Source organism: Tardiphaga sp. (assembly GCF_044336785.1).
Lineage (GTDB): Bacteria > Pseudomonadota > Alphaproteobacteria > Rhizobiales > Xanthobacteraceae > Tardiphaga.
Genome location: NZ_JBIIOT010000037.1, coordinates 13,481 through 28,142, shown reverse-complemented (window position 1 = coordinate 28,142; position 14,662 = coordinate 13,481). Strand labels below are relative to the sequence as shown.

The 14,662-nt window shown below is 63.3% G+C and carries 11 protein-coding genes; 5 read left to right on the top strand and 6 right to left on the bottom strand.

Features of this window, described 5'->3' with window-relative positions; all coding sequences use genetic code 11:
* Window positions 1-207: 207 nt before the first annotated feature.
* Complete coding sequence (locus ACIQ2A_RS12800; RefSeq protein ID WP_398479602.1) at window positions 208-660, top strand: hypothetical protein; 453 nt, start codon at window positions 208-210, stop codon at window positions 658-660.
* Window positions 661-761: 101 nt separating this feature from the next.
* Here ACIQ2A_RS12800 and ACIQ2A_RS12795 read toward each other — a convergent pair whose 3' ends face one another.
* Window positions 762-2,960 (bottom strand): TRAP transporter permease, encoded by a 2,199-nt coding sequence (locus tag ACIQ2A_RS12795; protein WP_398479600.1) that lies wholly within the window; start codon window positions 2,958-2,960, stop codon window positions 762-764.
* Between the two features lie 194 nt (window positions 2,961-3,154).
* A complete protein-coding gene (locus ACIQ2A_RS12790) occupies window positions 3,155-4,315 on the bottom strand; it encodes a TAXI family TRAP transporter solute-binding subunit (RefSeq protein ID WP_398479598.1) in 1,161 nt (386 codons plus the stop codon).
* Window positions 4,316-4,683: 368 nt separating this feature from the next.
* Between ACIQ2A_RS12790 and ACIQ2A_RS12785 the strand changes: the two genes are divergently transcribed.
* Both ACIQ2A_RS12785 and ACIQ2A_RS12780 read left to right on the top strand, forming a co-directional pair.
* Window positions 4,684-5,652 carry an IclR family transcriptional regulator gene (locus ACIQ2A_RS12785; protein ID WP_398479596.1) on the top strand — a complete coding sequence of 323 codons (969 nt, stop codon included), beginning with the start codon at window positions 4,684-4,686 and terminating at the stop codon, window positions 5,650-5,652.
* The gene (locus tag ACIQ2A_RS12780) at window positions 5,582-7,138 is read left to right on the top strand and encodes an acyl-CoA carboxylase subunit beta (RefSeq protein WP_398479594.1); all 1,557 of its coding nucleotides are present in this window, start codon (window positions 5,582-5,584) and stop codon (window positions 7,136-7,138) included. The genes ACIQ2A_RS12785 and ACIQ2A_RS12780 overlap by 71 nt, the downstream gene beginning before the upstream one ends.
* A gap of 104 nt (window positions 7,139-7,242) precedes the next feature.
* Here the strand turns inward: ACIQ2A_RS12780 and fabF are convergent, their stop codons facing one another.
* The 4 genes from fabF to ACIQ2A_RS12760 form a co-directional block, all read right to left on the bottom strand.
* Window positions 7,243-8,505 (bottom strand): beta-ketoacyl-ACP synthase II, encoded by a 1,263-nt coding sequence (gene fabF / locus ACIQ2A_RS12775; RefSeq protein ID WP_398479592.1) that lies wholly within the window; start codon window positions 8,503-8,505, stop codon window positions 7,243-7,245.
* A gap of 43 nt (window positions 8,506-8,548) precedes the next feature.
* On the bottom strand, window positions 8,549-9,832 hold the full coding sequence (locus ACIQ2A_RS12770) for an MFS transporter (RefSeq protein ID WP_398479590.1): 1,284 nt from the start codon (window positions 9,830-9,832) through the stop codon (window positions 8,549-8,551).
* 54 nt (window positions 9,833-9,886) lie between these two features.
* Window positions 9,887-11,083 (bottom strand): acetyl-CoA C-acyltransferase, encoded by a 1,197-nt coding sequence (locus tag ACIQ2A_RS12765; protein ID WP_398479588.1) that lies wholly within the window; start codon window positions 11,081-11,083, stop codon window positions 9,887-9,889.
* Between the two features lie 101 nt (window positions 11,084-11,184).
* Window positions 11,185-11,955: an enoyl-CoA hydratase gene (locus ACIQ2A_RS12760; RefSeq protein WP_398479586.1), complete on the bottom strand. Its 771-nt coding sequence runs from the start codon at window positions 11,953-11,955 to the stop codon at window positions 11,185-11,187.
* A gap of 150 nt (window positions 11,956-12,105) precedes the next feature.
* Between ACIQ2A_RS12760 and ACIQ2A_RS12755 the strand changes: the two genes are divergently transcribed.
* Together ACIQ2A_RS12755 and ACIQ2A_RS12750 are read left to right on the top strand one after the other, a co-directional pair.
* Window positions 12,106-12,732: a TetR/AcrR family transcriptional regulator gene (locus tag ACIQ2A_RS12755; protein ID WP_398479584.1), complete on the top strand. Its 627-nt coding sequence runs from the start codon at window positions 12,106-12,108 to the stop codon at window positions 12,730-12,732.
* A gap of 313 nt (window positions 12,733-13,045) precedes the next feature.
* Complete coding sequence (locus ACIQ2A_RS12750) at window positions 13,046-14,542, top strand: CoA-acylating methylmalonate-semialdehyde dehydrogenase (protein ID WP_398479582.1); 1,497 nt, start codon at window positions 13,046-13,048, stop codon at window positions 14,540-14,542.
* Window positions 14,543-14,662: the final 120 nt, after the last annotated feature.

Genomic DNA, 14,662 nt, shown 5'->3' with positions numbered 1-14,662 from the left:
TCCGCTGGCCGATTGCATGGCTGAAACGCCGCGGCGGATTATGCTTCGCTAATCCGCCCTACGGGTCAGCCCAGTTCCTGCCTTTTTTTCGCTCAAAGCCGATGCTTAACGGATTGATAGCACTGTCCGGCCAGAATCGGACGGCTAGGCCAATGCCCAATGGGTGGTGGCTTTGGGGGATTTTATTCTTACCGGTTCCATGGCCCGATGCGCCTTTCGTTGCTGCCTCTGCTGACGTCGCTGGTGGTGCTTTTCGTTGCGCCCGCTCATGCCGATTTGCGCATCACCCGCGATCACGGCGGCTATGTCGAGGAATACAAGGCGAAGTATGAGCGCATCCGTGATCGGCGCGAGCGGGTGATCATCGACGGCATCTGCAATTCGGCCTGCACGCTCGTGCTCGGCATCGTGCCGCTCAACAAGGTCTGCGTCACCCCGCGGGCCAGCCTCGGCTTCCATCAGGCCTATTACGACAAGTCCTTTACTTTCGGCATGAAGGTCATCAGCCAGGAGGGGACGTCGGACCTGATGTCCTATTATCCGGCCACGGTGAAGAGCTGGCTCGCCCGCAATGGCGGCCTGACGCCGGAGATGAAGAAGGTCAAGAACGGCATGGAGCTGTGGAAGATCATCGATCCGTGCCCGGAAGAGTTCTTTTAGCTCGCAGCCGTAGGATGGGTTGAGCGGAGGCGCGTAGCGCCGGAGCGATAACCCATCAGCGGAGCCGGCCGCGAGGTTTGAATGATGGGTTTTCGCTTCGCTCAACCCATCCTACGAACCATACCCCGCTTCACCAGCGCCAGTGCCACCAGCACAGTCGGCACCAGGATCCCCAGCGCCAGCACCACGATCTGCCACTGCGACAGCGGATTGATGCCGCCGCCGGGCGTCGCCAGCGTGATGCCGCCGAGGATCAGCAGCACGCGCAGCGGCCATTCCATCGTGCCCGCCCGGCGGAGATCACCGACCCAGGCCTGGTAGCCCTGAATGCCGCCGCAGATGAAGACGATGCCGACGCATGCCAGTGCGGTGAGGCCGAGCGCTTCCGCATAGGGCATGTCGCCCTGCAGCAGCAGCGCCGGATTCAGCACGAAGAAGAACGGGATGAAATAGATGATGCTGCCGACCCACATGCTCTGCCATCCCGTCTTCATCGCGGGCGCGCCGGCAATGCCGGCCGCGGCAAACGAGGCGATGGCGACCGGTGGCGTGATCGAGGACAGCATGCCCCAATAGAAGATGAACATGTGCACGGCCATCTTGTTGAGGCCGAGTTTTTCCAGCGCCGGCGCCACCAGGATGGCCAGGAAGATATAGCAGGAGGTCGTGGTCAGGCCGAGGCCGAGCACCAGGCTGGTGAAAGCGCACATCATCAGCAGGAGAAACACGTTGCCACCGGCAATCGCCAGCAGGTCATTGGCCAGGCTGGAGATCACGCCGGTGAGCGAGAACGCGCCGATCAGCAATCCGCAGCCGGCGAGGATGGCGATCAACTCGACAAAGGTTTTGCCGTTGAGTTCAAGGAAATGCAGCCAGCGCGCGCCGCCCCAGTTCTTGCCGGGGAAGAACTCGTTGAGGGCGGCGAGGATGCACATGCCCCACAGGATGGAGTTGGCCGTATCAAGCCACAGCATGGCTCCGGTGAGGGCGATCGACAGCAGCAGCACCAGCGTGTTGCCGGTTTTCCACGGTGCAGGCCCGGACCATTGATGCAGGATGACGAGCAGGGCGGTGGCGTAGAACGGCGCGTGGCTCTCGCGTTTGAAGTAGAGCAGCATCACGACCAGGATCGCGATCACGAACAGATAGTACCAGCCTTCTTTCAACGCATCGGAGAAGCGCGGTAGCTCTTCGCGTGGAATGCCTTCGAGCTTGTGACGCGCGGCATAGGAGTCCACCTGCGCGAACAGGCCGAAATAATACAGCACGGATGGAATGGTCGCGGCGAGTGCCACGTCGGCATAGCTGACGTTCATGAACTGGGCCATCACGAAAGCCGTCGCGCCAAGCACAGGAGGCGCGAGCACGGCGCCGGTAGAGGCGCAGGCTTCGATCGCGCCGGCATAGGAAGGCGTAAAGCCCGTCTTCTTCATGGCGGGGATCGTCATCGTGCCGGCGGTGAGCACATTGGAGACGATGCTGCCACCCACGGTGCCGAGCAGGCCCGATGCAAAGATACAGACTTTTGCAGCGCCTCCGCGAAAAGTGCCGCATAGTGCGAAGGCGATATTGATGAAGAATTTTCCGGCACCGGTCATCATCAGCGCAGTGCCGAAGACGAGGAAGCCGATCACCGTATCGGCAAAAGCCTGGATCGGAATGCCGAGCAGGCTCTCGCCGGACAGCACGTGATAGGCGGTGGTCTGCTCCAGCGTCGATTGCGTGCCGCGAAACGGGCCGAGCCAGCTCGAATCCGCCACCATCGGATAGATCGTGAACGGCGCCACGCTGAGCAACAGGCTCCAGCCGCCGGTGCGCCGCAGCGCTTCCATCAAGACGAACCACATCACCAGGCCGGCAGCGATCACGCCATTCGGCGCTCCGTCGAATTCCCAGCCGAATTGCGCGGCCCGGCGAATATTCATCATCAGATAGATCGCCGCAGCAAACGTGCCGACGAACAACACGATGTCATACCACGGCACGCGATCGAGATTGGCCTTCGGCGTTCCCGGAAACATGAGGAACGTGAAAGGCAACATCAACGCGATGAGGAGATAGAAATATTCGGTGTTGAGCTGCGTGTAGTCCATCAGGAAACGCAGCGCGAATTGCTGATTGATGCAGAGCAGGATGGTGGCCAGCGTCGCGGCCATGAGCGCCCAGCGCCAGACGCCGTGCAAGGCGCGAACGCGCGTGACTTCGGACTCCTGGAGATCGGCGACCCCATGGGGATCGTCGAGCTCCATTTTCGGGGGCACGTCGGACGTCAGCCGCGCGGAGTCAGAAGATGAAGTCATGAGCAGGCATCCAGCGGCTGATAACAGGCGAGGTCTCGTTTAACGCCGTCCTCATGGTGAGGAGCGCGCCCTTTGGCGCGCGTCTCGAACCATGGCGTGTGTTGCTCATCCTTCGAGACGCCGCGCAAGCGCGCGGCTCCTCAGGATGAGGGAGAGTGTGTGGAGAGAATGCGTCATTTCAAAATGAAACCGCGCTATTCCTCAAAACCGTTCGGCATATTGGCCTTGGCGAGCGCATCGGCGCGCACCTTCATCCAGCCACTGAGAAACTCGCTTTCGCTCTTTGACGCATTGGCCTTGGCATAGCCGTCCCATGCGGCTTTCAGCACGCCCTGCCGCTTGATCAGCCCGTCATTGTGGGTCTGGTCTTCAGGGGTCCAGTGATCGGCTTCCTTCAGCGCTTTCACAGCGCCCGGATGAAATGGCACCACCCATTTCATCGACTGCGCCTTCACGGCAAGGCCAAGGGCGCCCGGCGCGTTGTCTTTGTAAGCGTCGAAATTCACGATCATCGCCTTGGTCATGGCATAGACCGAATCCTCGCTCTGCGTGCCGTAGACGGTGGCGACAGGGTAGGGATAGGTGCTGAGATTGATGGGCGTCTGCGGCGTGATGCCCGCGCCGCAGGTCGCGACATGCGGATTAAAGAACGGCGCGATGCGCTTCACGCGCTCCCATGCGACCTTGTCTTCAGCAGGCATCGGCGGCCAGATCAGCCCGCGGGGCGATGTCTCGGCTTCCTTGGCCGGGCCGGTGATGGTCGTGCCGAAGGCAGCATCGACGTCGTTGTTCACCATGCCCTTCCACATGGCGCCGTAGCTGGCGAATTCGATCGGCTTCACATCGGCCTTGGTGAGGCCGCCATACGCCATGATGGCAAGCGAATTCTGGTTCAGCGCCGGCGAGCCGACGACGAAGCCGACACGCTTGCCGCGAAGATCCTTGATCTCCTTGACGTTGATATCCTTGGCCACGCCGAGCGAGGCGCCGTTGCAGTCGATGGTGGAGAGCGTCACCTGTGCGGGCTGCGGGCCCCATTCCTTGACGCCGAATTCGAACACGCCTTCCTGCGCGAAATAGATGCCCGATCCCATCCACGAGATCGCCGCGCGTCCTGCACGTAACGGAGCAAGGCGTGCAACGTCATTGCCGGCGGGCAGCACGCGCACATCGGTGCCGTATTTGTCCTTCATCATCTTGCCGACGGCGACGGCGATGTTGAAGCCGGCGGTGCCGGTGTCATAGGCGGTGACCGCCATGGATGGTGGAAGCTTGATGTCAGGTGATTGGGCATGAACGGCGCCAGCGGTGCTGAGCACAGCCATCGACGCCAGCCCGAAGAGCTGGTGACGCATAGATCCCTCCCGCATGCATTCGCTTTGCGAATTGCTTTTGTTATTTCGCCATCATGTCATCGAGGTCTGGCGATGACAACATGATTGGTGCGCACGTTCTCACTCACTGAGGGGCGCATTGCATTGATTTTAGTCGTCGCGCCCGCAGTTGGTGAGGAGCGAATGCGCGCTAAAGGTGTGTGGATGCTGCGACGATACGCGCCCAAAGCATAAGGGGTTGCGCGCATCATGGTGTTGTCGGGAGAAATTCCGTGAGGTAGCGTAGCCGGCAAGTGGAATTTAATTCCGCACAATGGAACGGGATGGCGGCGCGCGGTGAGGGTCAATGACGACCGTCCTGACAAGTGCCGCCCGAGAGGAAGCGCATTATGGGACGACGGTCGGAACGCCTCACCAAGCAGGGTATGCTCGCCAGTGATCAAACGGGCGAGGGCGACGTGATCCAGGTGGTGTCGCGCGCATTCGATATTCTGCGCTGCTTCGAGGGGCACGACGCCCGTCTCGGCAATCTCGAAATCTCCAAGCGCTGCGGCCTGCCGCGCTCGACCGTGTCGCGGCTCACGCACACACTGACCCGCATGGGCCAGCTGGCCTATCTCCCCGGCGACCAGAAATACCGCATCGGCTCCAGCGCCGTGGCGATGAGCACGTCGATGACGCGCGGCCTCCAGGTCCGCAACCTCATCCGCATGCGTCTGCAGGAAGTGGCCGAGCAGATCCCCGGCACCATCGGCTTCACGATCCCCGACCGTCACCACATGGTCTATCTCGAATATGCGCGCGCCGATCATGCGCTCGGCCTGCATTCGACGACCGGCAGCCGCATCGCCATGGGGCGCACGGCCGCTGGCCACACCTATCTCGCCGCGCTGGACGAGGATGTCGGCGACGCGCTGATCCGGGACATGGCGCGCGAGATGCCGGAAGAGGCCAACATCCTGCGCAGCAGGATCGAGGCCAACCGCCAGTCGCTGCGCGAGAACGGCTATGTCATCGCCGGCGGCATGTTCAGCCCGCACATCACCGGCATCGCCGTGCCGATCTGGTCGCCGCATTACCAGACCTATGTGGTCGTGGTGATCGGCGTGTTGTCGGCCATGTATGACGACGCGCGGATGGCGAGCGAGGTCGGCCCGATCATCCGCCAGCTGAGCGAGACCATCAGCGTGATGATCCAGAATGCCGATAGTGGCCTCACGACGGCTGCTGTATCGGCCGCGCCCTCGGCCCCAACAATTCATAAAAAAATACTCCCGGAGGGACTGAATGAACTGGAAGCCGGAACTCGACGACCTGGCCCGGCGCGAAGCCTTCGCGCGGGAGATGGGCGGCGCTGACAAGGTCAAGCGCCAGCATGACCAGGGCCGGCTCACGGTTCGTGAGCGCATCGACAAGCTGACCGACGCCAACACCTTTCATGAGATCGGTGCCGTGTCCGGCATCGGCGAATATGACGAGAAGGGCGAGCTGACGAAACTGACCCCGGCGAACTGTGTGTTCGGCCGGGCGCGGATCGATGGCCGCACTGTCGTCGTGGTCGGCGATGATTTTACGGTGCGCGGCGGCTCCGCCGATGCGTCGATCTCCGCAAAGCCTTTGATGGCCGAGGAGATGGCGCATGAACTGCGCCTGCCGATCATTCGCGTGATCGAAGGCTCCGGTGGTGGCGGTTCGGTCAAGACCATCGAGACCAAGGGCGCTGCCAATCTGCCGGGCGGCGTCGGCGGCACGCGCTGGTACTGGTACACGACGGCGAACCTCTCGCAGGTGCCGGTGGTCGGTCTCGGGCTCGGCTCGGTGGCTGGTCTCGGCGCAGCGCGTCTGGCGGCGTGCCATTATTCGGTGATGACCAAGAACTCGGCGATGTTCGTTGCCGGGCCGCCGGTGGTGGCGCGTCTTGGTGCGGCCCTCGACAAGAAAGAGCTCGGCGGCGCCGATATCCAGACGCGTGCCGGCGGCGTCGATCATGCGGTCAATACGGAGGAGGAGGCCTTTGCCTGCGCGCGGCGCTTCCTGTCCTATCTGCCGTCGTCAGTCTATGAATTGCCGCCGACGCTTCCCTGCAATGACGATCCCGAGCGCGCCGAGCCGATGCTGCTCAATGCCGTGCCGCGCGGCCGCAAGGAAGTCTACAAGATGCGTCCGATCATCGACGCTGTCGTCGATCGCGGCTCGTTCTTCGAGATGTCGGCGAATTTCGGTCGTCCGGTCATCACGGGATTTGCACGGCTCGACGGCCGCGCCGTTCTCGTGCTGGCGAGCGATCCGTTCCACTACGGCGGTTCATGGACAGCCGATGCCTGCCAGAAGGTGATCCGCTTCGTCGATCTCGCCGAGACCTTCCATCTGCCGGTGGTCTATCTGATGGATTGCCCGGGCTTCATGGTCGGTCTCGAGGCCGAGAAGCAAGCGACCATTCGCTACGGCGTCCGCGCGATGGCGGCGGTGAACCAGAGCACGGTGCCTTGGTGCACGATCATCCTGCGCAACGCCTTCGGCGTCGCCGGCGTGGTGCATCAACCGGCCAATCGCTATTCGATGCGCTATGCGTGGCCGTCGGCCTATTGGGGATCGCTGCCGCTGGAAGGTGGCATCGAGGCGGCCTATCGCGCCGAGATCGAAGCAGCCGATGATCCGAAGGAGAAACTCGCGGAGATCGAGGATCGGCTCAACAAGCTGCGCTCACCGTTCCGCTCTGCCGAAAAGTTCTGGGTGGAAGAAGTGATCAATCCGCTCAAGACGCGCTCGCTGCTCTGCGAGTTCGCGCGTCTTGCCGAACCGTTGCGGACGCCGGGGCCAGCTAGGTTGCAGATGCGCCCGTGAGACTGCCGTAGGGCGGATCAGGCGAAGCCGTAATCCGCCGCGGAGTTTCAACCATGAATTCGGCCGGCGGATGACGCTTCGCTCATCCGCCCTGCGTTCAGCCACTACATCTGCCGGAACGCCACACTGGCATTCACACCGCCAAAGCCGAAGCCGTTCGACAGCACATGTTCGATCGGCATCGGACGCGCTTTGCCGCCGATCAGGTCGATGCCTTCGGCGGACGGATCGGGGTTGTCGAGATTGAGCGTGGCGGGGGCGATCTGGTCGCGCAGTGCGAGGATCGCATAGATCGCCTCGAGGCCGCCTGCTGCGCCGAGCAGGTGGCCGGTGGCGGATTTGGTCGAACTGACGGCCACGCTGCGACGGGTGCCAAAAATCGTCTTGATCGCCTCCAGTTCGCCGTGATCGCCCACCGGCGTCGATGTGGCATGCGCGTTGAGGTGCTGCACGTCCTCCGGCGCAATATTGGCCTGTGCCAATGCGATCGCCATCGCACGCCTGGCGCCGTCGCCGTCTTCGCGTCCCGCGGTCAGGTGATAGGCATCGGACGTGGTGCCATAGCCGATCACTTCCGCGATCGGCCGGGCACCGCGCGCAAGCGCGTGGTCGAGGTCCTCGAGCACGACGATGCCGGCGCCTTCACCCATCACGAATCCGTCGCGGTCGCGATCGAAGGGGCGCGACGCGCGTTCGGGATGGGCCGTGAAATCGGTCGATAGCGCGCGCGCCGCGGCAAAGCCGCCAAGGCTGACGCGGTCGATGCAGGCTTCGGCGCCACCCGCGATTGCGACATCCGCTTCACCGGCGCGGATGAGGCGAACGGCATCGCCGATCGCCTGCACGCCGGCGGCGCATGCCGTCACCGGCGCGCCGAGCGCACCCTCAAAGCCATGACGGATCGAGATGTGCCCGGCGGCGAGATTGACGAGAAACGAGGGCACCGTAAACGGCGACAGCCGGCGAATTCCCTTGTTGTCTGTCGTTCGTACGGCATCGGCAATGGCAGGAAATCCGCCAATGCCGGATGCAACGATGGTCGCCGTGCGCTGCTTGGCCCGCGCGTCCGTCGGTGTCCATCCGGCCTGGGCGATCGCTTCATCTGCGGCCATCAGCGCGAACATGATGAAGCGGTCCATCTTGCGCTGGTCCTTGCGCGAGGCCGCCTTGTCGGGATCGAAGCCGCCTTCGATGTCGTCGGCCAGATCCGGCACCTGGCCGCCAACCTTGGCCGCGAGATCTGCGGTCATGGCCTCCGGCAATAACCGAATGCCAGACTGGCCGGCAAGCAGGCGCACCCAGTTTGTTTCGACGCCGCAACCGAGCGGCGATACCGCGCCCATACCTGTAACGACCACGCGTCGCATCGGCTTTCCTGTCTGCTACTCGTTGATGAGGCGGCGCATGCCATCAGGCAGTTGCCGCCTTCTTGTCCTTGGTGATGCCGAGCACGATGACAGCAGCGATGATGCAAAGCGCGCCTGCCGCGAAAAACGCCGGCAGGTAGCTCAGCAACACCGTCCGCGACAGGCCGGCGCCGAAAGCCGCAGTCGCAGCACCCAGCTGGTGTCCCGCAAATATCCAGCCAAAGACGAGGCCGGCGCGCTCGGCACCGAAGCGCGCGGCCGTCAGCCTTACTGTCGGCGGAATGGTGGCGATCCAGTCGAGGCCGTAGAACATGGCGAACAGCGACAGGCCATAGAAAGTGAAGTCGGTGAAGGGCAGCGCCAGCAGCGACAGGCCGCGCAGCCCGTAATACCAGAACAGCAGATAGCGGTTGTCATAGCGATCCGACAGCCAGCCCGATGCGATGGTGCCGATGAAATCGAAGATACCCATGGCGGCGAGGAGGCCTGCGGCCTGGACTTCCGGAATGCCGAAATCGAGGCACATCGGGATCAGATGCACCTGAACGAGTCCGTTGGTGCTGGCGCCGCAGATGAAGAAGGTCGCGAACAGGATCCAGAACACTTTTGTTTTTGCCGCATCGCGCAGCGCGCCAAGGGCCGCCGCCATGATCGGTGCATTGGCCGGAGGCGGCGCCGGCAGCGGATCGGTGCCGGTATCGCCGAACGGGCGCAGATCCAGATCGCTCGGGCGGTCGCGCATCACCAGCAGCACGCCGGTGGCCGCGATGGCCAGCATCACGCACATGAGAGCCAGCGCCCAGCGCCAGCCGGCTTGCGCGGTGATGCCTGCCAGGATTGGCAGGAAAATCAGCTGCCCGGTGGCCGCGCTTGCGGTGAGAATGCCGATCACGAGGCCACGCCGCTCCTTGAACCATCGCGAGGCGACGGTGGTGCCTAGCACGAGGGCGGTCATGCCGGTGCCGACGCCGACCGCAAAGCCCCATAGGGCCACGAGCTGCCAGAGCTGCGTCATGCCGAGCGACAGGATCAGGCTGGCAACCACGATCAGCAGCGCCGTCAGCGTGACATTGCGCAGCCCGTAGCGGTTCATCAGCGCCGCTGCGAAGGGCGCCATCAGGCCGAACAGCACGAAGCGGATCGACATCGCGGAGGAGATTTCAGCGGTGCTCCAGCCGAACTCCTTCTGCAAAGGCACGATGAACACGCCGGGCGCGCCGACCGCGGCAGCGCTCACGAGGGCCGTGACAAAGGTCACGGCGATCATCGCCCAGCCATAATGAATATTGCGGCGGGCAAGCGCCGTGGACAGCCATCCGGAGATCATCGGTCTTCCTCAATCCTACGCGGGCAACGCGCTGGTGTTTCTGAAAGGCGGGTATCAGTTGGCCACGCGTTCGACGGCGATGGCGGTTGCTTCGCCGCCGCCGATACAAAGCGAGGCCACACCACGTCTCAAGCCTTGCGCCTCGAGCGCATGCAGCAGGGTGACGATCAATCGCGCGCCGGTGGCACCGATGGGGTGACCGAGCGCACAGGCGCCGCCATGAATGTTGAGCCTGTCGCGCGGGATACCGAGATCACGCTGCGCAGCCATAGGCACGACGGCGAAGGCCTCATTGATCTCGAACAGATCGACATCGCCGACGGTCCAGCCGACTTTGTCGAGCAGCTTGCGGATGGCCGGGATCGGCGCCGTGGTGAACCATTGCGGCTCCTGGCTGTGCGCGGCATGGCCGCGAATGAGCGCACGCACTGGAAGGCCATCGCGATCGGCGAGCGAGCGGCGCGCCAGCACCAGCGCGGCAGCGCCATCCGCGTTGGCCGATGACGCCGCCGGCGTGATCGTGCCATTGCTGCGAAAGGCTGGCTTGAGGTTCGGGATCTTGGCGGGATCGACCTTGAGCGGATGTTCGTCATTGGCGATGTCACGCGGACCGGCCTTTTCCACCACGGAGAGTGGTGCAATCTCTGCTTTGAACGCGCCGCTCTCGACCGCGTTGCGGGCACGCGTCAGCGTCTCGATGGCATACGTGTCCTGATCGGCGCGGGTGAACTGATAGGCTTCGGCGGTGGCCTCGCCGAAATCGCCCATGGAGCGTCCGACCTCGTAGGCGTCTTCGAGCCCATCCATGAGCATGTGATCGATGATGCGGTCATGCCCGACGCGGTAACCGCCGCGGGCCTTTTGCAGCAGATACGGCGCATTGGTCATGCTCTCCATGCCGCCCGCGACGACGATCTCGGCCGAGCCGGCGCCGATGATGTCGTGTCCGAGCATGGTGGCCTTCATGCCGGATCCGCACACTTTGTTGATCGTGGTTGCGCCGGTCGCGTCAGGCAGTTTGGCGCCGCGGGCGGCCTGGCGCGCCGGCGCCTGTCCCTGGCCCGCGGGCAGCACGCAGCCCATGAAGACCTCATCGATCCGCTCCGGCGACAGGCCGGCGCGCTCGACCGCGTGTCGGATGACGTGGCTGCCGAGCTTGTGCCCGCTGAACGAGGACAGTTCGCCCTGGAAACGGCCAAGCGGCGTGCGCACGGCCGACAGGATGGCGACGGGGTCTGAAGCAGCAGGCATGGCGGCAACCTTCGAGATGATCGTCTAAGATGATGATCATCATATGATGCGGCGCAGAAATTACAACGCTCGCACCGCCAAATTTATCGCGCGGGCATTTGTTACCGCTTGCGGTTGACGAAGTCCGCCATCAGTTTCTGGGGCTCGCCGGTCAGATAGGCCTCGCCGAACACGCCGACGCTGAGATCCATGGAGTCCTTCAGCGGGAGCTCTTCCCATTGACGCAGCATTGCTTTTTGTGACCGCAGCGCTTCGGGGCCGCATGCGATCAGGGCCTCGACCATCTTCTCGACTTCGGCATCGAGTGCGCCTTCTGCAGCCACGACATCGACGAGACCCCAGTTCAGCGCCGTCGATGCATCGATGGTGGCCGCGGTCATGATCAGCCAGCGCGCGCGGCCCCAGCCGATCAGGCGCGGCAGCAATGCCGCCTGGATGACGGAGGGAATACCGACCCTAACCTCGGGCATGGCGAATTTCGCATCATGCGCAGCCACGCGGAAATCGCAGGCGGCAGCGAATTCCAGCCCGCCGCCCAGGCTCCAGCCCGGAATGCGGGCGATCACCGGGGCAGGGAAGAGCCGCGGCGCGTCGCACAGCGCGCGCAGGCCTGAAATGAATGTTTCGGCGGAGCGCTGGTTCAGCGTCGCCATCTCCTTGATGTCGGCGCCGCCGATCATGCTCTTCTCGCTCGCCCCGGCGATGATCAGCACGCGGATGTCGCGATCGGCGGCAAGGGCCTCGATACCTTCGCGGAGGTGATTGATGACGGTGGTATTGAGAATGTTGAGCGATCCGGCATTGCAGATCGTCAGGCGAACGACGCCGCGGGAATCGCGGTCGATACCGCAATGCGGATTGAGCATATGCATGGGATTTCCTCGTCTTTTACAGCTATTCTTGAAGGCTCAGGTTCCGCGCCGGCACGGTAAAGTCAACTGCGCCTGCCGGGACGCGTTGCGCATGGGGCGCAGAGCTATTAATATGATCAGCATCATCTTTTTCGGCGGAATGGACCGGGCATGCGTTACTCCAAAGAGCACAAGGCTGAGACCCACGCGCGCATCGTCAAGAAGGCTTCGGTGCGGCTGCGCGAACGCGGCGCCCACGGCATCGGCGTCGCCGACCTGATGAAGGAAGCCGGCCTTACCCATGGCGGCTTCTATGCGCATTTCGACTCGCGCGAGGCGCTGGTGGTCGAAGCGTTCGACTATGCCATGGATCGCTCCATGGCCCGTCGTCGCCAACAGATCGGAGACCTGGCGCCGGATGAGCGGCTGCCCCATCTCGTCGATACCTATCTGTCGCCGCAGCACCGGGACAATCCCGGTCATGGTTGCGCCATGCCCGCGCTCGGCGCCGAGATCGCGCGCGAAAGCCCGAAGACACGGCGGGCCTTTGCGGCCAAGCTCGACGACATGATCGGCATGATGGCGGAGCAATATCCCGGCGATCCCGATGCGGCGCGTAAACAGGCCATCGCCGCGCTCGCCACCATGATGGGGGGCATCCTGATGGCGCGTATTGCCGGGTCCGGCGAGGTCTCGGACGAGTTCCTGAAGATCGGTCGCGACACCGTGCTGGAGCGTGCCACGGCACAGCCGGCCGCCAGGCGCGCAGCCGCGAAAAAGGCTGCAAAGAAGGGGTAAGGTTCAGCGAAAATGGGGGAGCGCGTGGCCTGCATGGTTCGAGACGCCCGCTGCGCGGGCTCCTCACCATGAGGTTTTCTATGACGCAGTAATACTCCACCCTCATCCTGAGGAGCCGCGCAGCGGCGTCTCGAAGGATGGCCACGCGCTGCTCGCCGTGTGCCTGACACATTGTCGCGGTCGTGACATTTGTCCCGCTGCGCAACATCCGCCGGCTTGCATTTTCGCAAAACCGTTGCGCATTCGAGGCCTTTCCAAAGCCGGCAAAGCCTGATCAACATCCCGGCCATATCAGGCTCCCCAGGAGGAACGTATGCGGACGATCGGACATTTCATTGGCGGCAAGGAAGTCGCTGGCACATCTGGGCGTTTCGCCGATGTTTTCGAGCCGATGACGGGCGACGTTCAGGCCAAGGTCGCGCTCGCCTCCAAGGCTGAAATGCGCGCGGCCATCGAGAATGCCGCCGCAGCACAGGTCGCCTGGGGCAACACCAATCCGCAGCGCCGCGCGCGCGTGCTGATGAAGTTCCTCGAACTCGCCCAGCGCGATTACGACAAGCTGGCCGAATGTCTGGCCCGCGAGCATGGCAAGACCGTGCCCGACGCCAAGGGCGACATCCAGCGCGGCCTGGAAGTGGTCGAATTCGCCTGCGGCATCCCGCATCTGATGAAGGGCGAATACACCGAAGGCGCCGGCCCCGGCATCGACATCTATTCGATGCGCCAGCCGCTTGGCGTCGTCGCGGGCATCACGCCGTTCAACTTCCCGGCCATGATCCCGATGTGGAAGTTCGGTCCGGCGATCGCCTGCGGCAACGCGTTCATCCTCAAGCCGTCGGAGCGCGATCCGGGCGTGCCGATGATGCTGGCCCAGCTGATGATCGAGGCCGGCCTGCCGCCGGGCGTGCTCAATGTCGTCAATGGCGACAAGGAAGCCGTCGATGCGATCCTCGACGATCAGGACATCAAGGCCGTCGGCTTCGTCGGCTCGACCCCGATCGCCGAATATATCTATACGCGCGCGGCCCAGACCGGGAAGCGCTGCCAGTGTTTTGGCGGCGCCAAGAACCACGCCATCATCATGCCCGATGCGGACATGGACCAGGCCGTCGATGCGCTGATCGGCGCAGGTTACGGCTCGGCCGGCGAGCGCTGCATGGCGGTGTCGGTCGCAGTCCCCGTGGGCAAGGCCACGGCGGATCGCCTGATGGAAAAGCTGATCCCGCGCGTCGAGAGCCTGAAGATCGGCACCTCGATCGATCCGACCGCCGACTACGGTCCGCTGGTGACCGCGGAAGCCGTTGAGCGCGTCAAGAGCTACATCGATATCGGCGTCAAGGAAGGCGCGACCCTCGCTGTCGACGGCCGCGGCTTCAAGATGCAGGGCTATGAGAAGGGCTTTTATCTCGGCGGCTGCCTGTTCGATAACGTCACCAAGGACATGCGCATCTACAAGGAAGAAATCTTCGGCCCCGTGCTCTCGGTGGTGCGTGCCAATGATTACGAGGAAGCGCTCGCGCTGCCGTCGGATCACGACTACGGCAATGGCGTTGCCATCTTCACCCGCGACGGCGACGCCGCGCGCGATTTCGCCGCCAAGGTGAATGTCGGCATGGTCGGCATCAATGTGCCGATCCCGGTGCCGATCGCCTACTACACGTTTGGCGGCTGGAAGAAGTCGGGCTTTGGTGATCTCAACCAGCATGGCCCGGACTCGGTGCGCTTCTACACCAAGACCAAGACGGTCACCTCGCGCTGGCCGTCCGGCGTCAAGGAAGGCGCGGAGTTCTCCATTCCGCTGATGAAGTAAGTACTCTGCCGTCATTGCGAGCGCAGCGAAGCAATCCAGAAAGCCAAGCAAAGGAAGACTGGATTGCTTCGTCGCAAGGGCTCCTCGCAATGACGGGGAGAAGTGAACTCAAAATAAGAA